At 67.2% G+C, this 21040-nt stretch carries 18 protein-coding genes; 5 read left to right on the plus strand and 13 right to left on the minus strand.

Annotated elements, in window-relative coordinates; genetic code table 11:
- Positions 1-10: 10 nt before the first annotated feature.
- From ASC79_RS12650 to coxB, 5 genes are all read right to left on the minus strand, one after another.
- Positions 11-559, minus strand: a complete 549-nt coding sequence (locus tag ASC79_RS12650) for a cytochrome c oxidase assembly protein (RefSeq protein ID WP_235528682.1) — start codon at positions 557-559, stop codon at positions 11-13.
- A 70-nt stretch (positions 560-629) separates the two neighbouring features.
- Positions 630-782, minus strand: a complete 153-nt coding sequence (locus tag ASC79_RS21285; protein ID WP_162244292.1) for a hypothetical protein — start codon at positions 780-782, stop codon at positions 630-632.
- Entirely contained in the window at positions 779-1750 is a 972-nt protein-coding gene (gene cyoE, locus ASC79_RS12655) for a heme o synthase (protein WP_056016724.1), read from the minus strand. The genes ASC79_RS21285 and cyoE overlap by 4 nt, the downstream gene beginning before the upstream one ends.
- 81 nt (positions 1751-1831) lie before the next feature.
- Positions 1832-3487 carry a cytochrome c oxidase subunit I gene (ctaD, locus tag ASC79_RS12660; protein ID WP_056016727.1) on the minus strand — a complete coding sequence of 552 codons (1656 nt, stop codon included), beginning with the start codon at positions 3485-3487 and terminating at the stop codon, positions 1832-1834.
- A 17-nt stretch (positions 3488-3504) separates the two neighbouring features.
- The gene (coxB, locus tag ASC79_RS12665) at positions 3505-4509 is read right to left on the minus strand and encodes a cytochrome c oxidase subunit II (protein ID WP_056016730.1); all 1005 of its coding nucleotides are present in this window, start codon (positions 4507-4509) and stop codon (positions 3505-3507) included.
- Positions 4510-4866: 357 nt separating this feature from the next.
- On the opposite strand from coxB, the gene tldD reads away from it, so the two are divergent.
- Together tldD and ASC79_RS12675 are read left to right on the plus strand one after the other, a co-directional pair.
- Positions 4867-6297: a metalloprotease TldD gene (gene tldD / locus ASC79_RS12670; RefSeq protein ID WP_056016733.1), complete on the plus strand. Its 1431-nt coding sequence runs from the start codon at positions 4867-4869 to the stop codon at positions 6295-6297.
- A 133-nt stretch (positions 6298-6430) separates the two neighbouring features.
- Positions 6431-8482 (plus strand): TonB-dependent siderophore receptor, encoded by a 2052-nt coding sequence (locus ASC79_RS12675; protein WP_056016739.1) that lies wholly within the window; start codon positions 6431-6433, stop codon positions 8480-8482.
- 72 nt (positions 8483-8554) lie between these two features.
- Here ASC79_RS12675 and ASC79_RS12680 read toward each other — a convergent pair whose 3' ends face one another.
- Entirely contained in the window at positions 8555-10396 is a 1842-nt protein-coding gene (locus ASC79_RS12680) for a peptide MFS transporter (protein WP_056016742.1), read from the minus strand.
- A gap of 191 nt (positions 10397-10587) precedes the next feature.
- On the opposite strand from ASC79_RS12680, the gene ASC79_RS12685 reads away from it, so the two are divergent.
- Entirely contained in the window at positions 10588-11076 is a 489-nt protein-coding gene (locus ASC79_RS12685) for a DUF427 domain-containing protein (protein ID WP_056016745.1), read from the plus strand.
- Between the two features lie 13 nt (positions 11077-11089).
- Here the strand turns inward: ASC79_RS12685 and ASC79_RS12690 are convergent, their stop codons facing one another.
- From ASC79_RS12690 to ASC79_RS12700, 3 genes are all read right to left on the minus strand, one after another.
- A complete protein-coding gene (locus ASC79_RS12690) occupies positions 11090-11479 on the minus strand; it encodes a GFA family protein (protein WP_082532093.1) in 390 nt (129 codons plus the stop codon).
- 2 nt (positions 11480-11481) lie between these two features.
- Entirely contained in the window at positions 11482-12840 is a 1359-nt protein-coding gene (locus ASC79_RS12695) for a glutamate--cysteine ligase (RefSeq protein WP_056016748.1), read from the minus strand.
- Positions 12841-12910: 70 nt separating this feature from the next.
- Positions 12911-13645 (minus strand): 16S rRNA (uracil(1498)-N(3))-methyltransferase, encoded by a 735-nt coding sequence (locus ASC79_RS12700; protein ID WP_056016751.1) that lies wholly within the window; start codon positions 13643-13645, stop codon positions 12911-12913.
- 48 nt (positions 13646-13693) lie between these two features.
- Here ASC79_RS12700 and ppk2 point away from each other — a divergent pair, with 48 nt between their 5' ends.
- Positions 13694-14464, plus strand: a complete 771-nt coding sequence (ppk2, locus tag ASC79_RS12705) for a polyphosphate kinase 2 (protein ID WP_056016754.1) — start codon at positions 13694-13696, stop codon at positions 14462-14464.
- A 16-nt stretch (positions 14465-14480) separates the two neighbouring features.
- Positions 14481-15674 carry a winged helix-turn-helix domain-containing protein gene (locus ASC79_RS12710; RefSeq protein WP_056016757.1) on the plus strand — a complete coding sequence of 398 codons (1194 nt, stop codon included), beginning with the start codon at positions 14481-14483 and terminating at the stop codon, positions 15672-15674.
- On the opposite strand, the gene ASC79_RS12715 is transcribed toward ASC79_RS12710, so the two are convergent.
- The 4 genes from ASC79_RS12715 to ASC79_RS12730 all read right to left on the minus strand — a co-directional run bounded on the left by ASC79_RS12715 (position 15671) and on the right by ASC79_RS12730 (position 21021).
- Positions 15671-16471 (minus strand): methyltransferase, encoded by an 801-nt coding sequence (locus tag ASC79_RS12715; RefSeq protein WP_056016760.1) that lies wholly within the window; start codon positions 16469-16471, stop codon positions 15671-15673. The genes ASC79_RS12710 and ASC79_RS12715 overlap by 4 nt on opposite strands.
- 68 nt (positions 16472-16539) lie before the next feature.
- Positions 16540-18327, minus strand: a complete 1788-nt coding sequence (locus ASC79_RS12720) for an ABC transporter ATP-binding protein (RefSeq protein ID WP_056016763.1) — start codon at positions 18325-18327, stop codon at positions 16540-16542.
- Positions 18324-20114: an ABC transporter ATP-binding protein gene (locus ASC79_RS12725; RefSeq protein WP_056016766.1), complete on the minus strand. Its 1791-nt coding sequence runs from the start codon at positions 20112-20114 to the stop codon at positions 18324-18326. Before ASC79_RS12725 ends, ASC79_RS12720 begins: the two co-directional genes overlap by 4 nt.
- Positions 20115-20223: 109 nt before the next feature.
- Positions 20224-21021 carry a class I SAM-dependent methyltransferase gene (locus tag ASC79_RS12730; RefSeq protein ID WP_056016769.1) on the minus strand — a complete coding sequence of 266 codons (798 nt, stop codon included), beginning with the start codon at positions 21019-21021 and terminating at the stop codon, positions 20224-20226.
- Between the last annotated feature and the right edge of the window lie 19 nt (positions 21022-21040).

Consider the following 21040-nt stretch of genomic DNA (forward strand, 5'->3'; position numbering starts at 1 on the left):
TTCGCGTGTGCTATAGCCCCGCCTTGGCCGGAACGCCAAGGGCGGAAGAGTGCTTTGACGGCGTGGCGTCCGCGCGCTTTTCGCCGCGCTGCGCCTCAACCGACGGGAAGAAGGTGTAGGACAAGGTCACCTCGCCCTTGCCCTGGGTCTCGAAGTCCTTCGCGAACTTCGGATCGACGAAGTAGACGACCGGGAATTCGATGGTCGTGTTCGGCGGAATCGTCTGATCCGAGAAGCAGAAGCACTCGAGCTTCTGGAAATACGCCCCAGCCGATTCGGGCACGACGTTGTAGATCGCCCGGCCGGTCTGCGGCTTGTCGCTGTTGTTCGTGACCTTGAAGAACGCGAGGCCGGTCTGGCCGATCTTCACTTCCTGGGTCACCTGCTCGGCGGTGAAGGTCCAGGGCAGTTCACGAATGTTGGCGTCGAACCGGATGGTCAGCTTGCGGTCGAGAACCGTGTCTGGCGCCGCCTCGGCCTTGCGGACGGTGCCGTCGAAGCCGGTCACCTGGCAGAAGGCCTTGTAGAGCGGCACCGAGGCGAAGGCCGCCCCGACCATGAACACAAAGCCCGTGGCGGCGATCAGCGCGACCTTGCGGTTGCGCTTCTGGAGCGGTGACTGCTCTGGCTTAGAAGGGCCGCTGGCCAACACTGCCTCCCAGACGCACGACGGTCACGACAAAGACCAGGACGACGAACAGCACTAGGCCCAGCGCCAACGCGATGTTGCGGCCGCGGCGGGCGCGGGCTTCGACGGTCGGATCGGGGGTGGGCTCGCTCACGAGAATACTCCGACGGCAGGCAGGTCGAGCAGGTGCTCGGCCAGCAGGGTGGCGAACAGAAGGGTCAGGTAGAGGATCGAGAACGCGAAGAGATTGCGCGCGTCCTTGGAACTCGCCTTCACGTCATAGAGGCCGTCGTCATTGCGCTGGCCGCCGGTCTCGCCGGCGCGGCTCTTGAAGACCCGCCAGGCCAGGAACAGGAACATCAGCCCGCCCAGCGCGGCGACGACCAGATAGGTCAGGCCGCCCAGTCCGGTAAGCGCCGGCACAATGCACAGCGGCACGAAGAGCAGGCTGTAGATGAGGATCTGCTTGCGGGTCGAGGCTGCGCCCGCGGTGACCGGCATCATCGGCACGCCGGCCTTCTGATAGTCCTCGCTGGTGTACAGCGACAGCGCCCAGAAGTGCGGCGGGGTCCACATGAAGATGATCGCGCAGAGCAGCCAGGCGTTCAGCGGCGCCGTTCCCGTCGCCGCGGCCCAGCCGATGACCGGCGGCAGCGCGCCTGCGAGGCCGCCGATGACGATGTTCTGGGGCGTCGAGCGCTTCAGCCACATCGTATAGACGACGGCATAGAAGAAGATGGTGAAGGCCAGCAGACCGGCGGCCAGCCAGTTCGTGGTCATGCCCAGCAGCATCACCGAAAACAGCGACAACACCACGCCCATGGCGAGGGCGTCGGCGCCCTGGACCTTGCCCGCCGGCACCGGGCGGCCGCGCGTGCGGCGCATCTTGGCGTCGATGTCGGCGTCGTACCACATGTTGAAGGCGGCCGACGCGCCGGCCCCGACAGCGATGCAGAAGATCGCGATGGCTCCGAGCACCGGGTTGATGGGCGCGTTGGCGCACACCAGGCCGGTGATCGCGGTGAAGATCACCAGCGACATGACGCGCGGCTTGAGCAGCTGGACGTAGTCCTGCCACCGGGGGGGCGCGCTGGAGCGTGAAAGGGCTGGCGACATGGCCATCACAATACTCTCAAAACGACCGAAGGGCGCGCGCTGGAATGTCCCAGCCCGCGCCCCGCAGAGGTCTTTGGGGAGCCGGACCTAGTGGAGGTCCGGCTTGACCACCGGCAGTTCGTTGAACTGGTGGAACGGCGGCGGCGAGGACAGGGTCCACTCCAGCGTCGTGGCGCCTTCGCCCCACGGATTGGCTTCGGCCTTGCGGCGGAAGATCATCGCGTCGATCAGAACCACCATGAAGATGCCCACGGCGACCAGGGTCACGAGGTAACCGACCGACGAGACCTGGTTCCAGTAGGTGAAGGCTTCCGGATAGTCGACGTAGCGGCGCGGCATGCCTTGCAGGCCGAGGAAGTGCTGCGGGAAGAAGATCAGGTTCACGCCGATGAACATGACCCAGAAGTGCACCTGACCCAGCCACTCGCGGTACTTCACGCCGAAGATCTTCTCGAACCAGTAGTAGAAGCCCGCAAAGATCGCGAAGACGGCGCCCAGCGACAGCACGTAGTGGAAGTGCGCCACGACGTAATAGGTGTCGTGCAGGGTGTAGTCGATGCCGGCGTTCGCCAGGACCACGCCGGTGACGCCGCCCACGGTGAACAGGAAGATGAAGCCCATCGCCCAGAGCATCGGCGTCTTGAAGTCGATGGAGCCGCCCCACATCGTGGCGATCCAGGAGAAGATCTTCACGCCGGTCGGCACCGCGATGACCATCGTGGCCGCCACGAAGTAGGCGCGCAGATTGATGCTCATACCCACGGTGTACATGTGGTGGGCCCACACGACGAAGCCGATGAACCCGATGGCCACCATGGCGTAGGCCATGGCCAGGTAACCGAAGACCGGCTTGCGCGAGAAGGTCGAGACGATGTGGCTGATGATGCCGAAGCCCGGCAGGATCAGGATGTACACTTCCGGGTGACCGAAGAACCAGAACAGGTGCTGGTACATGACGGGGTCGCCGCCGCCGGCCGCATCGAAGAAGTGGGTGTTAAAGTTACGGTCGGTCAGCAGCATGGTGATCGCGCCGGCCAGGACGGGCAGCGAGAGCAGCAGCAGGAAGACGGTGACCAGAACCGACCACACGAACAGCGGCATACGGTGCAGGGTCATGCCCGGCGCGCGCATGTTGAAGATCGTGGTGATGAAGTTGATGGCGCCGAGGATCGAGGAGGCGCCGGCGAGGTGGAGCGCCAGGATGGCGGCGTCCATCGACGGACCTGCGTGACCGCTGGTCGAGAGCGGCGGATACGCCGTCCAGCCGCCGCCGAAGCCCTTACCCGGGCCGCCGTCGACGAACATCGAGACCAGCAGCAGGATCCAGGCGGCCACCAGCAGCCAGAACGAAATGTTGTTCATCCGCGGGAAGGCCATATCCGGCGCGCCGATCATCAGCGGCACGAACCAGTTGCCGAAGCCGCCGATCATGGCCGGCATGACCATGAAGAAGATCATGATCAGGGCGTGCGCAGTCACCACGGCGTTGTAGCCATGCTTCGACTGCTCAACGAGCCCGAACAGTTGGATCGACGAGCCTTCCTTGAAGATCTGGATGCCCGGCTCGGCCAGTTCCCAGCGGATCAGGCCGGAAAGCGCGCCGCCGACCAAGCCCGCCATGATGGCGAACAGCAGGTAGAGGGTGCCGATGTCCTTGTGGTTCGTGGAGAAGAACCAGCGAGCGATGAAGCCTGGCTTGTGTTCGGCTTCGTCGTGATGATCGTGAGCTGCGGCTTGTGCCATCTTACTATGTCCTAAGCTCATTTCGCGGCCGGCGCCGCGGCGGGCGCGGCGGGCGTGGAGGTCGGGGCCGGAGCGGCGGCGGCCGGAGCCGCGGCGGCGGGCGCCGTCGCAGCAGCCGGGGTCGCAGCGCCGTCAGCGGCCGGCGCAGCCTCGGCGGCGGGAGCCGCCGGAGCCGCGGCAGCCGGAGCGGCCGGCGCGTCGGGAACCATCGAACCGCCCTTCGAAGCCACCCAGGCTTCGAACTCGGGCTGGGTCACGACCTTGATTTCGATCGGCATGAACGCGTGGTCGACGCCGCACAGTTCCGAGCACTGACCATAGAAGGTGCCAGTGCGCTCGGCCTTGAACCAGGTTTCGTTGATCCGGCCGGGGATCGCATCGATCTTCAGGCCGAAGGCCGGCAGAGCGAAGGCGTGGATCACGTCGGCGCCGGTGACCAGCACGCGGACGGTCTTGTTGACCGGGACGACGAGCGGCTCGGTGGCGGCCAGGCGGAACGGAACCTTGCGCTTCTCGGCTTCGTCCTCGGGCAGCATGTTCGAGACGAACTCGCCGACCTTCTGGTCCGGGAGCTCGTAGCCCCAGTACCACTGATAACCGGTGGCCTTCACCGTGTAATCCGGCTTGGGCATGTCGTGATAGGCGAACAGCAGCTTGAACGAGACGATGGAGATACCCATCAGGATCAGGACCGGAACGACCGTCCAGATCACCTCGATCACGGTGTTGTGGCTCCACTTCGCCGGAACCGGGTTGGCGCGCTTGTTGTAGCGCACGACAACCCAGATCAGCAGGGCCAGCACGAACACGCAGATCAGCGTGATGATCGGCAGCAGAATGAGATTGTGGAAATCGTGCGCCGCATGCTTCAGCGGCGCAGCGGCCGGCTGGAGCCCGATGCCCTTCGGCGTCGGTTGACCCATCAATTCCTCTGCGAACGCCTGGACGCCCCAGAACGCCGACGTTGCGCCCGCCGCGGCGGCTGCCGCCCACGTCCGCATGCCCTGAACCCTAGACTTCATGTCCCCTCGGTCTGCTTGGCCGGCCGCGCCTCGCGAAAGACGATCGCCCCCGCCGACTGAAATCAAGACGAAGCGCCCCGCAAACCGCGAGGCCCCGCCCTTAAGCCGGGGTGCATACGCGCTCTCCCCTAGCTTGCCAAGGCGCTAAGACCCCCTATGGCGCAATGTCTCGCAATGGAGCGGCTTCGGACTGTCCGGACACGCCGAAAAAGCGGTGATTTGGCGTAACTTCGGAAGGTTAAGCCGGTCAGCTTCCAAGAACCTGCCGGCAAACCGCCGGGCATCGGGCGGTTTGGGGTGACGTTCGGTCCACGAACACCTATTTCTGGGCGCTCGCCTCTCGAAAGCAGACCGCCGATGAACGCCCTCGCCCCCTCCGCTTCGATCCTCGACTCCGTCGGCGTCTCGCCTGAACGAGCCCGGGAAATCCTCGGAGAGGCGCTCGTGGGCGCCGACGACGGCGAGCTGTTTGTCGAGCGTTCCGAGAGCGAGGCCTTCCTGTTCGACGACGGACGGTTGAAGTCGGCCTCCTATGATTCGTCGGAAGGCTTCGGCCTGCGCGTCGTCGCTGGCGAGACCGCGGGCTACTCGCACTCGAGCGAAGTTTCCGAGGCGGCGATGAAGCGCGCGGCGCAATCGTCGGCCCTGGCCAAGCGCGGATATTCCGGCGTGTCGGCGGAAGGCCCGCGCGCGACCAACACCAAGCTCTATGGCGAAGACGACCCCACCGCCTCGCCCGCCTTCTCCGACAAGGTCGCCCTGCTGCAGGAAATCGACGCCTGGGTGCGGGCCCGCGATCCGCGCGTGGTGCAGGTGATGGCCAGCATCGCCGGCGAGCGCCGGATCGTGGAGATTCTGCGCGCCGACGGCCGGCTGATCCGGGACGTGCGGCCGCTGTGCCGGGTGAACGTCCAAGTCACCATGGAAAAAGACGGCAAGCGCGAGAGCGGCTATTCGGGCGCCGGCGGCCGCGCCGGCTTCGAGGCCTGGATCGCTCCCGACAAGTGGCAGTCGCAGGCCGACGAGGCCATTCGCCAGGCCCTGGTCAACCTGGACGCCGTTCCCTGCCCCGCGGGTGAGATGGACGTGGTGCTCGGCCCAGGCTGGAACGGCGTGCTGCTGCATGAAGCGGTCGGCCACGGCCTGGAGGGCGACTTCAACCGCAAGGGCACCTCGGCGTTTTCCGGCAAGATCGGCCAGCGCGTGGCCGCGCCGGGCGTCACCGTGTTCGACGACGGCACCCTGCCCGGCCGCCGCGGCTCGCTGACCGTCGACGACGAAGGCACGCCGACCGAGCGGACCATCCTGATCGAGGACGGCATCCTGGTCGGGTACATGCATGACCGGATGAGCGCGCGGCTGATGGGCCTGACCGCCACCGGCAACGGGCGGCGCCAGTCCTACGCTCACATGCCGATGCCGCGCATGACCAACACCGCCATGATGGGCGGCCATCACAAGCGCGAGGAGATGATCGCCTCGACCAAGCGCGGGCTCTATTGCGCCAACTTCGGCGGCGGCCAGGTGGACATCACCAACGGCAAGTTCGTCTTCCAATGCACCGAGGCCTACCTGATCGAGAACGGCAAGATCACCACCCCGGTGAAGGGCGCGACCCTGATCGGCGACGGTCCCTCGGCCCTGACGCGGGTGACGATGATCGGCGACGACTTCGATTTCGACTCCGGCGTCGGCGTCTGTGGGAAGTCTGGCCAGAGCGTTCCGGTCGGCGTCGGCCAGCCGTCGCTGAAGCTCACCGGGCTGACGGTCGGCGGCACCAGCATCTGACGCGGCCCGCCGATGGTTACCGATAGGTAATCATCGGATTTCTTTCAGGAATTTAATCCACCTTTCCTGGATTTAATTGGCGCGACACCCCGGGCGCAGGTCACTTGCCTGCGTCTTTGGGGAGCAATGTTACATGACCGTATCGGCCTTGGCCGCCGCACTCGCCCTTGCCGCGCCCGAGCCGGCAGGCAGCGTCCAGGCCCAACCCGCGCCCGCCGCCAGCAGCGCCGCCCCAACCGAAGGCGTCATCAGCTACCCCACCGCGTTCTTCGCCGACAGCCAGGCGGCCAACGCCTGGGAGATGCTGCTGCGCCTGCCCGGCTTCGCGCTCGACACCGGCGACAAGATCCGCGGGTTCGAGGGCGGCGGCGGCAACGCCCTGGTCGACGGTCAGCGCCCGACCAGCAAGACCGATCCCCTGGACGAACTGCTGCGCCGCATCCCGGTGGCGCAGATCGAGCGCATCGACCTGATCCGCGGCGGCGCGCCGGGAATCGACATGCAGGGCCGCACGGTGATCGCCAACGTGATCCGCAAGCCGGGCGGCGGCCTGCAGGGCCTGGTCGCGGTAGCCAACAACCACATCTACGACGGCCGCAATCTGCATGGCTTCCGCCTTGAGCTCTCGGGCGGCAAGGACGGCCGCAACTGGGAAGGCTCGGCCCGCTACGGCTTCGGCGCCGACGACGGCGGCGACTTCGGGCCTGGCGTGACCGTGGGGCCCGACGGCGCACCGATCAGGGTCAGCCAGATCGATTCGAGCGGCGGCGTCGGCAACCAGACCCTGACCGGCGCCTACGAGCAGCCGATCCTCGGCGGCAAGCTGCGCGTCAACGGCCGTCTGTTCTGGGAGAAGTTCAAGTACAAGGAAGACAACGTCTTCGTCTTCCCGTCCCCGAGCCTGGCGACCACCGACGACGTCAACCACACCTACGAAACTGAACTGGGAGGCCGCTTCACCCGCGACCTCGGCTCGCGCGCAACGCTGGATCTGCTCGGCCTGCGACAGACCAGGGACCGGGAGATCTCGTCGGTGTTCGCCTCTCCCGATGAAGACGGGCGGTTCAACCTCCAACGCGACAGCAGCGAGACCATCGGCCGGGGCGTGCTCTCCTACCGCGCCAGCGAGAAGCTCTCGCTCGAGGCCGGCGCGGAGGGCGCGTTCAACAAGCTCGACAGCCAGACGCGGCTGATGTCCGACGGCGTGCCCGTGGCGTTGCCGGCCGCAAACGTCGTCGTCGAGGAGAACCGCGGCGAGGTGTTCGCCAAAGGCGTCTGGCGGCCGACCGGCGAATGGACGATCGAGAGCGGCCTTCGCTACGAGGCCTCGTCGATCTCGTCGTCCGGCGATGTGGCGCTGGAAAAGAGCCTGCGCTTCCTCAAGCCGCGGCTGGCCCTGGCCTGGGCGCCGACCGAGACGACCCAGGTGCGGCTGCGCTTCGAGCGCGTCGTGGGACAGCTCTCCTTCGACGACTTCGTCGCCGACTCCTCGCTCAACACCGGCGTCGTCACCGCCGGCAATCCAGACCTGAACCCCGAGCAGGCCTGGGTCAGCGAAGTGGCCATCGAACAGCGGTTCTGGAAGGACGGCGTGGTCGGGGTGACGCTGCGACGCTCGATGCTGACCGACGTCATCGATCGCGCGCCGATCTTCACGGACGTCGCGGTCTTCGATTCGCCCGCCAATATCGGCGATGGCGAGAAGGACGAGCTGGTGCTGAACCTGACGGCGCCGCTGGGGCGCTTCGGCCTGACGGGGGCCCAGCTGAAGGGCGAGGCCACCTGGCGGCGTTCAGAGGTGACCGACCCGACCACCGGCGAGAGCCGGGAAATCTCCAAGCTGCGGCCGCTGGAGTGGGAGGCGACGCTGTCGCAGGACGTACCGCAATGGCGGCTGACCTGGGGCGTGGACGTCTACGGCGGCTGGCGCGAGACCAGCTACCGGTTCAACGAGGTGTCGACCTTCAAGCTGAGGACCTTCGTGCGGCCGTTCGTCGAGTGGCGCGCGCGGCAGGACATCATCGTGCGCTTCGAGCTGCCGAACATCACCGAGCGCGGCCTGCGCCGCACGCGAACCGTCTATGATGGGCCGCGCGGTTCCAGCGCGGTGCTGTTCACCGACGACCGCGAGCTGGACTTCGGCCGCATGTACTTCGTCCGCGTGCGCAAGACCTTCGGAGCCTGAGCGCCGAAATGAAGAAGGGCCGGACGCATCGCTGCGTCCGGCCCCTTTTTCATGGTCCGGCGACCGGAGAGATCAGCTCTCGCGGTCGGCGCGGATCGCCGCCGGGCTGACCGCCTGACGTTCGCCGTCCAGCACGGGCGCAATCGGCTCGGGCTGAGCCGGACCAGTGTCGTTCACGCCGTGGGCCCAATGCTTGATGAAGAAGCTCAGCAGCACGAAGACCACGCCGACGCCGACGCCGGCCCAGCCGAGCTTGTTGAAGCCATCCATCGAGGTGGCCAGCGCCGCAGCCGGGTCCAGCACCTGGCCGCCGACGGTCTCCGTCCCCATCGCGCCGGCGATGGCCCCGCCGACGAACTGGGCGATGGACGAGGCGAGGAACCACACCGCCATCATGAACGACACCACCGAGGCCACGGAGAGCTTGGTGATCTGCGAGAGCCCGACCGGCGAGAGGAAGAGCTCGCCCGTGGTGTGCAGCATGTAGAGCAGCGCCAGCATGATCAGCGGCAGACGGTAGCTGTCGTCTGCGAAGCCTTGCGCCCAGACCACGACCAGGAAGCCGAGGCCGACCTGCAGCAGGCCGAAGCCGAACTTCATCACCGGGTTCGGGTCACGTCCCCGCGCCCCGAGCCAGGCCCACATCGCCGCGAAGATCGGCGCGAAGATCAGGATGAAGCCGGCGTTGAACGACTGAGTCTGGGCCGCGGAAATGCCCATCAGGTCGACGTTGCGCGCAGCGAAGAGGTTCAGTGACGTGCCCGCCTGCTCGAACAGGGTGAAGAACACGACCGAGCCGAAGATCAGCACCAGCGCCAGCAGCATGCGCTCGCGCTCGATCTTGCTGCACTTCACGATCAGGAAGTAGCCGATGAACGCCAGCGCCAGAACGGTGGAGATCCCCAGCGCCCAGCCAACCATCTGATTGCTTTGGACCAGCAGCCAGATCGGCGCGACGCCGAGGATGGCGAGGATGTAGATCAACCATTCGCGGTTGATCGGGCCCGCGATCGGAGCCTTCAGCAGTTCGAGGTTCGGCGGCTCGCCCTTGCCCTGGAGCAGCGGCTTGCCGAGCACGAAGACCACCCAGCCCAGCGCCATGCCGACGCCGGCGAGGCCAAAGCCCGCCCACCAGCCGACTGTCTGGCCCAGCAGGCCGCAGAGAACCGAGGCCCAGAAGGCGCCGAGGTTGATCCCGTAATAGTAGAGGGTGAAGCCTGAATCGCGGCGCGGATCGCCCTGCGGATACAGCTGTCCGACGATGGTCGAGATGTTCGGCTTCAGGAAGCCGACGCCCATGATGATCAGCGAGATGGCGAGGTAGAAGGCGTTCTTGCCGACCGGGTCGATCTGCTTCTCCATCGTGTAGCTGTCCTTGGGCAGGACAGTCGGCAGCGGACCGCCGGCCTGCAGTCCCTTGATCTCCAGGCCGCCGCCCTCGGCGGGACCGAAGTCATAGGCCTTGTCGCCAACCATCAGCTTCACGGAGCGGGATTCCATCCGGCCCTCGGCGACGACTTCGTACTTCTGACCGCCGTAGACGAGTTGCTGGGTCGCGGGCGTGCCTTCGACCGCCATGGTCAGGTGACCGGCGACGAGCAGCAGGGCGCCGAACGCGACGGCCTTGCGGGTGCCCAGGTAACGGTCGGCGAGCAGGCCGCCGATGAGCGGCAGCAGGTAGACCAGGCTGGTGTAGGAGCCGTATTGCGCCCCGGCGGTGGCGTCGTCGAACAGCAGGTGCTGCGTCAGATAGAAAATCAGGATGCCCCGCATCCCGTAGTAGGAGAACCGCTCCCACATCTCGGCGAAGAACAGGATGATCAGTCCCCGCGGATGCTGTTTGAGCAACTGCATGAGAACGGGGATCCCGGTCGCCAGGGTAATGACGATCCCCAAAAGGACTACGATGTTCATGAGGGCGGTGTTCCGATTCCTTGGACTGCCGGCTCCTTGAGGAGGGTCGTTTTCGCCCCCGCCGGCTAATTTGGCGGGAGAAGATCACGCGGCCGGGCGGAGCACAAGCAATCGGGCGCCTGAAGCTTGGCGATGTGGGAGCCTAGACCCCACCTTGAGCGTTGCACCAGGACCAAGGAGGAGCGTCCCCCATGCTGACCCCCGGCCCCGACCATCCGATCGAGATCACCCCCGGCAAGACCCGCTGGCGCGCCATGTACGGCGAGCACGTCATCGCCGACAGCGGCGATGTGCTTGTGCTGACCGAGGCCCAGTACGCGCCGGTCGTCTACTTCCCGCGCGCGGACGTCTCGATGGAGTACTTCTCCCGCTCGGACCGCAAAACCCATTGCCCGTACAAGGGCGACGCCGCGTACTACACGATCCTGATGGACGGCCATTTCGCCGAGAACGCGGTCTGGACCTACGAGGAACCCTATCCGGCGATGGAGGCCATCCGTGGCCGCCTGGCCTTCTACCCGGACAAGGTCGAGGTCTATGCGGTCGAGGACATGCTGGTCGATCCAAAGCACCCGCACGCCGCGGTGAACGAGATCGTGCAGCACACCGACAGCGGTTCCGGCGCCAGCCAGCGCGACCATTGGCCGCCGAACGTCACTTCGCCTTCGCCCGAGGGCTAGCCGCCGTAATGGATCAGGGCGTCCGCGGTCCCGACCATTCCGGTCGCGCGTCTTGGTCCTCCAGCGTCATGCCGGCCCCCTCGGCGGCCCGAACCGGAATCGCGCCCGGATCGAAGCCGTCGAGGCAGAAGACGTTGATCCCGAAGTGATCGGGCGCCGCCCGCTTGCGGTGGAAGGTGTAGACGCCGCAGCGACTGCAGAAATAGTGCCGCGCCCGGCCGGTGTTCCAGCGATAGAGCGAGAGCAGCTCCTCGCCCGCCGTGATGGTCAGGGCGCTCTCGTGCACCTTGGCCATGACGGCATTCTTCTTCACGCACAGCGAGCAGTCGCACGTGGTGAGCTCGGTGACCTGGGCCTCGACCTGGAAGCGGACGGCCCCGCAATGGCACGAGCCGACGTGCATGATCAGTAGGCGAAGTCCTCGAACACCCGGCGCACGTCGCCCTTCCACGGGCCGTTGTAGAGGTCCAGCAGCCGCTCGGCGGGGGTGATCCCGCTATCGGCGATCTCTTCGAGCTCGGCCAGGTAGCCGCTCTCATCGACCATGCCGGCGCTGAGCCGGTTGCGATTCTTCAGGCCCTGCTTGGCGATGGCGACCATGTCCTTGGCCACGTCCTGCACGGTGCGGCCGCCGACCTGGGCCTTGAGGCCCAGGCGGGCCACGTCGGCGCGCAGGCGCTCGTGATCCTCGACTTGCCAGTCCTTGCAGAGGTCCCAGGCGGCGGCGAGCGCGGCCTGGTCGTAGAAGATGCCAGCCCAGAGCGCCGGCAGCGCGCAGAGGCGGCTCCACGGACCCGAATCGGCGCCGCGCATTTCCAGGTATTGCTTGAGGCGCACTTCCGGGAAGGCGGTCGTGGTGTGGTCGGCCCAATCCTTGAGGCTGGGACGGTCGCCAGGCAGTTCGGCCAGTTCGCCGGCCATGAACTTGCGGAACGAGCGGCCGGCGAGATCGACGTACTTGCCGTCACGCTTGGCAAAGTACATCGGCACGTCGAGGGCGTAGTTGGCGTAGGTCTCGTAGCCGAAGCCGTCGGCGAAGACGAAGTCCAGCATGCCGGTGCGGTCGGGATCGGTGTCGGTCCAGACGTTGGCCCGCGCCGACAGGAAGCCGGACGGCTTGCCCTCGATGAAGGGCGAGTTGGCGAACAGGGCGGTGGCGATCGGCTGCAGCGCCAGGCTGGTGCGGAACTTGGCCACCATGTCGGCCTCGGACCCGAAGTCGAGGTTGGCCTGGACGGTGCAGGTGCGGAACATCATGTCGAGGCCAAGTTTGCCGACCTTGGGCATGTACTCGCGCATGATCTTGTAGCGGCCCTTGGGCATCACCGGGATCTCGTCGCGCCGCCAGAGCGGCGTGAAGCCGAGACCAAGGAAACCTAGACCGAGCTCGTCGGCGACGGTCTTCACCTCGGTGAGGTGCTGGCCGGTTTCCTCGCAGATCTCGTGCATGGTCTCGAGCGGGGCGCCGGACAGTTCGAACTGTCCGCCCGGCTCGAGGCTGACATTGGCCATGCCGCGCTCGAGCGCGATGATGTTCTCGCCCTCGTAGACGCCCTTCCAGCCGAAACGAGTCAGGCCGTTCAACAGCGCCTGAATCCCGGCCGGGCCGTCATAGGGAATCGGCTCGCCGGTCCCCAGGCGAAACACAAATTTCTCGTGCTCGGCGCCCACGCGCCAAGCGCTGGCAGGCTTTTCGCCCGCCTCAAACCAGCGGACCAGGTCCTCCAGCGTGAGGGGTCGCTCGTCGGTCACGACGTCGGCCATCTCGTTCTCCCCAGCCCAATCCAGCCAAAAGCGGCGCGATCTTTACGCCGCTCAGACAGGTGGGCGCAATTCAGGAAACCTCAAGACCACGCCAATCGCCCTGAGCAGCTTGCCAAAGTGTGAGCGCGCTGATGGCGGCGGTGTCAGCCCGAAGGATCCGTGGCCCCAGGGAAGCGGGCGTAGCGAACTGAAGGTTCCGCAGGGCTTCGCGTTCGCTCGGCGAGAAGCCGCCCTCCGGCCCGACAAGGATCGCCCAGGGCGCCGGCGGCGCGCCCTCCAAGGCCTGGAGGACCGGTTTGGCGTCGCCAGCCTCGTCGCAGAACAGCAGGCGGCGCGAGGCGTCCCAGCCCTCGATCAGCTTTCCGAGCTTCACAGGCTCGAAGATTTCCGGGACATCGAGTCGGCCGGTCTGCTCGGCGGCTTCGGCCGCGATGGCGGCCAGGCGATCGACGCGAGTGCGTTCGGCGTTGGTGCGCTCCGTGATCACCAGACGCACACGGCGCGCGCCCAGCTCGGCGGCCTTCTCGACGATCGTCTCGACCCGGCTGCGTTTGACGAGGGCGATCACGAGATCGAGATCCGGCCCCAGCGCCTGGGCCCGCTCCAGCGCCGTGGGCCGAAGAATCATCCCGCGCTTGCCGGCGACCTCGATCACCGCGCGCCACTCTCCGTGCCGGCCGTTGAAGGCCAGCACCTCGTCGCCCACGCCCCGGCGCATCACCGAGGTGAGATAGTGGCTCTGGCCATGGTCGAGCCCGAAGGCGACATCCTGGGCGAGATCGGCGGCGACGTAGAGACGGATCATGAACGAGGTTCTAGCCCTGGGCATGGGTTCAGGACTAGGCTTCGATCCATGGCGAAGTCAGACACTGACGATGCATACGAGGCCGAGCTCGCGGAGCTGCAGCTGGCCCTGGTGCGCTACCAGCAGCACGCGATGAAGGCGGGCGACAAGGTGCTGGTCATCTTCGAAGGCCGCGATGCGGCGGGCAAGGACGGCGCGATCAGCCGGATCACCGAGCATATGTCGATCCGCGCCACCCGCGTGGTCGCGCTGCCCAAGCCGACCGAGCTGGAATCCAGCCAGTGGTACTTCCAGCGATATGTGCCGTTTCTGCCGTCGGCCGGCCAGGTCGTGATCTTCAACCGCTCCTGGTACAACCGCGCCGGGGTCGAACGGGTGATGGGGTTCTCCAGCCAGAAGGACCAGGAGATCTTCCTGCGCGACGTGCCGCACTTCGAGGAGATGCTGGTCGAGAGCGGGCTCAAGCTGGTGAAGATCTGGCTCGACATCAGCCAGGAGGAGCAGGCCGAGCGGCTGAAAGCGCGCCGCGAGGATCCACTGAAGGCGTTGAAGACCAGCCCGCTGGACGATGTCGCCCAGGAAAAGTGGGCCGACTACAGCGCTGCGCGGGACACGATGCTGACCCGCACCCACCAGACGGTCTCGCCCTGGACCTGCGTCGTCACCGACAAGAAGAAGGTCGCGCGGATCAACGTCATGCGGCACCTGATCAAGACCATCGCGCCCAAGGAAGTCGCCGACGCCGTCGACGCGCCGGACGACAAGGTGCTGTTCCCGTTCGAGATCGGCGCCATCGCCGAAGGCCGCCTGAACAAGTAGCGGCCGGCGCGTGGGGGTGGAGGAGATCTCGGCCCGCGAGGCCCGGCGCATCGCGCTGGCCGCGCAAGGGTTCGCTGAGCGCCGGCCGACGACGGCCGGAAAGCGGCATCTGCTGAAGACCATCGAGCGGCTGGGGGTCGTCCAGATCGACTCGGTCAACGTGGTCTCGCGCACCCACTATCTGCCGATGTTCTCGCGCCTGGGCGCCTATCCGCGGCCGCTGCTGGAGGAGATCGCCTGGGGCAAGCGGCCGGCGCTGGTCGAATACTGGGCGCACGAGGCCTCGCTGATGCCCGCCGCCATGCATCCCCTGTTCAAGTGGCGGATGGACGACGCCCGCGCCGGTGTCGGCGTCTGGAAAGGCGTCGCGCGGTTTCTGCGCAGCCACGGCGACTTCATCGACAAGTGTCTGGCCGAGATCGAGACCCGCGGGCCGATGCCGGCTTCCGAGCTCAGTCTCGGCGCCAAGGGCGCAGGCGGCTGGTGGGGATGGAGCGAGGGCAAGCGGGCGCTGGAGTGCCTGTTCTGGGTCGGCGACCTGACCGCCGCGACGCGGCGCGGAACCTTCGAGCGGGTCTACGGCCTGCCGGAACGGGTGCTGCCGCAGGCCGCCCTGGCCGAGCCGCCGCCGCGCGAGGAGGCGCAGCGCGAGCTGCTGAGGATCGCCGCCCGCGCCCAGGGCGTCGCCACCGAGCGGGATCTACGCGACTACTTCCGCATGGGTGTGGCTGAGACCAAGGCCCGGATCGCCGAACTCGTCGAGGCCGGCGACCTGACGCCGGTCAAGGTCAAGGGCTGGGAGAACGGCGCCTATCTGCGCCGCGAGGCGCGGCGTCCCCGCAGGATCACCGCCAACGCCCTGCTGTCGCCATTCGACAACCTGATCTGGTTCCGCGATCGCACCGAGCGGCTGTTCGGGACAAGGGTGCGGCTGGAGATCTACACCCCGGCCCACAAGCGCGTGCACGGCTACTACGTGCTGCCGTTCCTGCAGGGCGAGGCGATCACCGCCCGCGTCGACCTGAAGGCCGAACGCAAGAGGGGAGCGCTGATGGTCCAGGCCGCCCACGCCGAGCCGGACGCGAACGCCGCAACGCCCGCATTGCTGGCCGCCGAGCTGAGGCTGATGGCCGGCTGGCTGGGACTGGACCGGGTCGAGGTCGCGCCGAAGGGCGACCTGGCCGAAATGCTCGCCGCCGCGCTCGCCTAGGCTTTCGGTGTCATCACCAGCCAGGGCGTCGCCTGCAGGCGGAATTCCCAGACCGCCAGCAACTGATCGAGGTGGCTCGCGCTCTTCAGGAAGTCCGGCAGCGGCAGGGTCTTGGGCTGGGGATCGAGACGGACGATGTCGTGGGTCGGGGCAAAACGCTCCACCAGGCGCTCAAGCACCCCCGGACGATAGACGTCGTGCGTCTCGACGATCAGGTCCATGCCGGCCAGGGCGGGCGACAGGTCAGGCCGCAACAGGTCGTCCTCGGCGCCTTCAATGTCGACCAGCACCAGGCAACGGCGGTCCTTGAAGGCCTCGAAGCCGTCGGGCTCGAACCGCTCGCCGATGATCACCCGGTCGGTGACGTGGTTCTTGGCCGCAAGCTCGGCGCATGCCGATCGCGCATGCGCCTGAATGTCGAAGGCGTGGACCGTGACGGCCGGCATCATCCGGGCCAGGCCGACGGCGTAGTAGCCTTCCGCGCAGCCGACATCGATGACGCAGTCCAGGTCCTTGGCCGCGAAGTCGCGCAGATAGGGGTGAAGCTCGGATTCGTAGGTGCCGATCAGTCGCGGAGTCAGCGCCCCCTCCGTGGCCGAGGTCACGTAGTCCATGCCGGCGAACGGACCCTGCATGATCTTCGCGCCGTACTGGCGGATATAGCCGTTGGCGATGGCGCGCGAACGCCACACCGCCAGGACCCGCAGCGCGACGTTCAGTTCGCGCGGATCGGCCAGCGACGGCTCCCGAGCCAGGCGGTCACGCAGCCACTGAACCACCTGTTCGACATAGGTCATAGGAACTCCCCCAGGACCGGCGAGGTCCTGGGGGCCATCTAACACGGGCGGCCATGCCCATGTCAGCCTCAGGCCGTTCCTTCCGTCACCGCGTGCAGGCGGGCATAGGCGCCGCCCTGGCGCACGAGTTCGGCGTGGCGGCCCTCCTCGATGATGCGGCCCTGCTCAAAGACCAGGATGCGGTCGGCGTTGCGCACGGTGGAGAGGCGGTGGGCGATGACGATGGTGGTGCGGCCCGCCATCAGTTCCTCCATCGCCGCCTGGACGTCGCGCTCGGTCTCCACGTCCAGCGACGAGGTGGCTTCGTCGAAGACCAGGATCGGCGCATCAACCAGGAAGGCCCGGGCGATCGCCACCCGCTGGCGTTCGCCGCCCGAAAGCTTCACCCCGCGCTCGCCCACCAGGGTCTGGTAGCCCAGGGGCAGCTTCATGATGAACTCGTGCGCACGGGCGCGGCGGGCGGCGAGCGCGACCTCCTCGGCTGTCGCGTCCGGGCGGGCGTAGGCGATGTTCTCGGCGATCGTCCGGTGAAACAGCGCTGGGTCCTGCGGCACCACCGCGATGGCGCGGCGGAGCGAACCCTGCTGCACGCGGGCGATGTCCTGGCCGTCGATCAACACGCGGCCGCCGTCCAGGTCGTAGAGGCGCTGGACCAGCTTGACGAAGGTGGACTTGCCCGACCCTGTCGCCCCGACCAGGGCGATGCGCTCGCCTGGACGGACCGTCAGGGAGAAATTCCGGAACAGGGGCTCAGCGACCGACTTGTAGCGGAAGGTGGCGTTCTCGAAGACCACCTCGCCAAGTTCGCCGACAAACGGCTTCGCGCCGGGATGGTCGGCCACCTGGGGCTCGATCTGCGCGAACCGGGCCACGTCCTCGACGTCGTCCAGGCCCTTCTGCAGCATGCGGACGTTCTCACCGATGTTGCGCAGATAGCCGCTCATCACCAGGAAGGCGGTGATGCCGAAGGCCACGTCACCGGGCGTGGCCTTGCCCTGCGTCCAGAGCATGAGCAGCAGGCCGGTCAGACCGCCCTGCAGCACAGCCAGCAGGATGTTCTGGATCAGCCACAGGTCGGTGAAGCGGTTCCAGGTGCGAACCACGGCGCCGCGCCAGGTCTCGGTGATCTCGCCGATGCGGGCGCTCTCGCGGGCCTCGGCGCCAAAGCTGCGGACCGTGGGGTTGCCGGTGACGGAATCCGCCAGAGCCCCGCCGATCCGCGAGTCGAGCGCTACCGACCGCTGGTTCAGGGGCCGGGCGTACTTGGCGGTGAGGATCACGTTGGACGCGATGTAGAGCGCGACGATGGCGAGCGAGAACAACCCCACCATCGGCCAACGGAAGATCATCATGGTCGACAGGCCGATGAGCACCAGCAGGGCCGGGCCGATCCACATGACGATGGCGTCGGAGACCATGTCGTAGCCCCACATCGCCCGCGACAGCCGGCGCACCGTGGCGCCGGCGAAGGCGTCGGCGTGCCAGTCGGCCGAAAAGGACTGAATGCGCGCGAAGCCCTCGTCGGTCAGGTCGCGCATGTTCAACGCCGCCAGCGGATTCCAGAACTTGTTGGCGATGTTCCGGACCACCGACAGCACCAGGTAGAGACCGACGAACAGCGCCCAGGCGCCCCAGGCGATGTCGGCGGCCTGCGGCCCTTCGGCCACGGCGTCGACCAGCCGGCCGGCGGCCAGCGGAATCGCCATGTCGGCGGCGATGGCGAGCAGGGTGAAGACGGTCATGCCGCTCAGCAGGCCGGGCCGGCGCAGCCAGTAGCGCATCACGAAGCCAATGACCCTGCTGTTGGGCAGGGTCCGCTGCTTCTGGTCCTCGGCGTCCTCGTAATGGTCGGTCACAGGTCAGTTCCTTCGGTCACGGCGTGCAGCCGCGCATAGGCGCCGCCCTTGTCGATCAGTTCGGCGTGGCGGCCCTCCTCGACGATCCGGCCCTGGTCGAACACCAGGATCCGGTCGGCGCCGCGGATGGTCGACAGCCGGTGGGCGATGACGATCGTGGTGCGCCCCACCATCAGTTCTTCCATGGCCGCCTGGACCTGCCGCTCGGTCTCCACGTCTAGCGACGAGGTCGCCTCGTCCAGCACCAGGATCGGCGCATCGACCAGGAAGGCGCGGGCGATCGCCACCCGCTGGCGCTCGCCGCCGGACAGCTTCACGCCGCGCTCGCCCACCGGAGTGTCATAGCCATTCGGCAGGCGGGCGATGAAGTCGTGGGCGCGGGCGCGCTTGGCCGCCAGCATCACCTCGTCCGGCGTCGCGTCCGGCCGGGCGTAGGCGATGTTCTCGGCGATGCTCCGGTGGAACAGCGCCGGGTCCTGCGGCACCACCGCGATGGCGCGGCGCAAGCTGGTCTGGCCAACCCTGGAGATGTCCTGGCCATCGATCAGAATGCGGCCGCCCTGCACGTCGTACAGGCGCTGAATCAGCTTCACGAAGGTGGACTTGCCCGAACCGGTCGGCCCGACCAGGGCGATACGCTCGCCCGGCGCCACGATGAGGGTGAAGCCCTCATAGAGCGGCCGCGGCTGGTTGGCGTAGCCGAAGGTGACGCGGTCGAAGATGACCTCGCCCAGGTCGCCGCGGAACGGCCGCGCCTCGCTGTGGTCGTTCAACTGCGGCTCGGTGCGCATGTAGGTCGCCACGTCCAGCATGTCGTCCAGGCCCTTCTGGAGCATCTGGGTGATCTCGCTGAAGTTCCGCATGTAGCCGGCCATGACGATGAACGAGGTGATCGCGAAGGCCACGTCGCCAGGCGTCGCCTGGCCCTTGGACCAGGCGTGCACCAGGAAGCCGGTCAGGCCCGCCTGAAGCACAATGAGCAGCAGGTTCTGGCCAAGCCCGACGACGTTGAAGCGGTCCCAGGTCTTATTGACCGCCCAACGCCAGGCGTCGGCGGTCTGGGCGAAGCGGGCGGCTTCCCGATCCTCGGCCCCGAAGCTCTTCACGGTCGGATTGGCGCCGATGGCGTCCGCCAGCGCCGCGCCGATCTCGGAGTCGAGCGCGGTCGAGCGGAGATTGGCCGGCCGCACGAAGTGCACCGACATCAGGATGTTGTAGGCGGCGAACACCGCGATCACGACGGCCACGAACAGGCCGGCGACCGGCCAGCGCAGGCCGAGCGAAATCGCCAGACCGCTCAGCACCAGGACGGTTGGCAGCAGCATGGCGATCAGCGCGTCGGCGGCGCTGTCGTAGCCCCACATGGCGCGGCTGACCCGCCGCACCGTGGCGCCCGCGAAGTTCGAGGCGTGCCAGTCGGACGAGAAGGCCTGCACGCGGGCGAAGCCTTCCTTGACCATCCGCGACATGATCCGGGCGTAGAAGCCGTTCATGACCCGGAACATGCTGGTCCTGGACATGTAGAAGACCAGGTAGAGGCCAGACAGCGACGCCCAGGCGATCCATGCCGCCTCGGTCACCTTCTCAGGGCTCGAGACCGCGTTGATCAGGCCTCGGGTGGCCCATGGGATCGAGAGGTCGCAGATCGTCGCCACCAGGCCAAAGGCGATGATCACCGCGAACTTCTTCGGTTCGCGCATCCAGTGCCCGGCCATGAAGCCGAGCACCTGCCTGTTGGTGAGGGTCCGGGGACGGTTGAAATCGTCGTCGTCGAGAGTGTCGGTCATAACGCGTTTCGCAAATCGGCCCGGCAAGGCGCCGGGGGTAAATTGAGACATCGAGGGTGGGCGCCGGAGCCCGTGGGGGAGCACGGACCCCGGCGCCGCTGCCGCGCCCCTAGACGGGTCGCCGGGCCTCGAAATTGAGTATTCGGCTCGACCGGCCGGGCGGCCGTCCGGACTGGTGGTCGGCGCATACGGAGATCTCGTCGAAGCCCGCCGCAGCCAGCGCCAGCTCGAACTCCTTCAGGCCCCAGAGCCGGAAGGCCATGACCTCCAGTTCGCTCTCGACCAGCCGGCCATCGCGCCAGCGCTCATAGCGGTCGTGCGTGACCCGGCGCTGGCCGACGAGATCGATCTCCACGGCGCGGCCCTCGATCCGGAGGACATCGCCGGTGAGCGTCGTCCAGGTCCGGATGTCCGGCCGCTCGTTGGTCAGGTAGCCGAGCGGCATCAGGTCGATCAGCAGGCGCCCACCGGGACGCAGGTGATCGAAGAACCGCTTCAGCACCGCCAGCGCCTCTGCGACGTCGTCCAGCAGGGTGAAGGTCCCTGCGGGTACGAGGATCGCCGCGAAGTCGTGGTCGTAGCCGAAGTCCTGGAACCTGGCCTGGCGGAGCGCGGGCGAAAGGCCGCGCGCGGCGCAGTGGCGAGCGCAGGAGGTCAGCATGTCGGCGGAGCGGTCGAAGCCCTCCACCTCCAGCCCGGCTTCCAGCAGCGGGATGAGCAGCCGCCCGGTCCCTACGCCGGCCTCCAGGATCAGGCCGTCGGTTCCCGCCAGACGCTGCAGGTAGAACGGAACGTCGGGCAGTGAGCCGGGCGGCTTGTCGAGATCGTAGACCTCGGTGCACATCGCCCCATAGCGATTGGGATGCGGGGCGTTCGTCGGGACCGAAATGGGTTCGGCGATAGGCATGTCGTCGTCTTTCGAGACG

It is taken from the genome of Phenylobacterium sp. Root1290, from assembly GCF_001425305.1.
Taxonomy (GTDB): domain Bacteria; phylum Pseudomonadota; class Alphaproteobacteria; order Caulobacterales; family Caulobacteraceae; genus Phenylobacterium.

Excerpts from the sequence above, each read along its gene's own strand:
- ASC79_RS12650 (WP_235528682.1), bottom strand. The coding sequence starts at position 559 with ATGGTCGGGGCGGCCTTCGCCTCGGTGCCGCTCTACAAGGCCTTCTGC.
- cyoE (WP_056016724.1), bottom strand. The coding sequence starts at position 1,750 with ATGGCCATGTCGCCAGCCCTTTCACGCTCCAGCGCGCCCCCCCGGTGG.
- ctaD (WP_056016727.1), bottom strand. The coding sequence starts at position 3,487 with ATGGCACAAGCCGCAGCTCACGATCATCACGACGAAGCCGAACACAAG.
- coxB (WP_056016730.1), bottom strand. The coding sequence starts at position 4,509 with ATGAAGTCTAGGGTTCAGGGCATGCGGACGTGGGCGGCAGCCGCCGCG.
- tldD (WP_056016733.1), top strand. The coding sequence starts at position 4,867 with ATGAACGCCCTCGCCCCCTCCGCTTCGATCCTCGACTCCGTCGGCGTC.
- ASC79_RS12675 (WP_056016739.1), top strand. The coding sequence starts at position 6,431 with ATGACCGTATCGGCCTTGGCCGCCGCACTCGCCCTTGCCGCGCCCGAG.
- ASC79_RS12680 (WP_056016742.1), bottom strand. The coding sequence starts at position 10,396 with ATGAACATCGTAGTCCTTTTGGGGATCGTCATTACCCTGGCGACCGGG.
- ASC79_RS12685 (WP_056016745.1), top strand. The coding sequence starts at position 10,588 with ATGCTGACCCCCGGCCCCGACCATCCGATCGAGATCACCCCCGGCAAG.
- ASC79_RS12690 (WP_082532093.1), bottom strand. The coding sequence starts at position 11,479 with ATGCACGTCGGCTCGTGCCATTGCGGGGCCGTCCGCTTCCAGGTCGAG.
- ASC79_RS12695 (WP_056016748.1), bottom strand. The coding sequence starts at position 12,840 with ATGGCCGACGTCGTGACCGACGAGCGACCCCTCACGCTGGAGGACCTG.
- ASC79_RS12700 (WP_056016751.1), bottom strand. The coding sequence starts at position 13,645 with ATGATCCGTCTCTACGTCGCCGCCGATCTCGCCCAGGATGTCGCCTTC.
- ppk2 (WP_056016754.1), top strand. The coding sequence starts at position 13,694 with ATGGCGAAGTCAGACACTGACGATGCATACGAGGCCGAGCTCGCGGAG.
- ASC79_RS12715 (WP_056016760.1), bottom strand. The coding sequence starts at position 16,471 with ATGACCTATGTCGAACAGGTGGTTCAGTGGCTGCGTGACCGCCTGGCT.
- ASC79_RS12725 (WP_056016766.1), bottom strand. The coding sequence starts at position 20,114 with ATGACCGACACTCTCGACGACGACGATTTCAACCGTCCCCGGACCCTC.
- ASC79_RS12730 (WP_056016769.1), bottom strand. The coding sequence starts at position 21,021 with ATGCCTATCGCCGAACCCATTTCGGTCCCGACGAACGCCCCGCATCCC.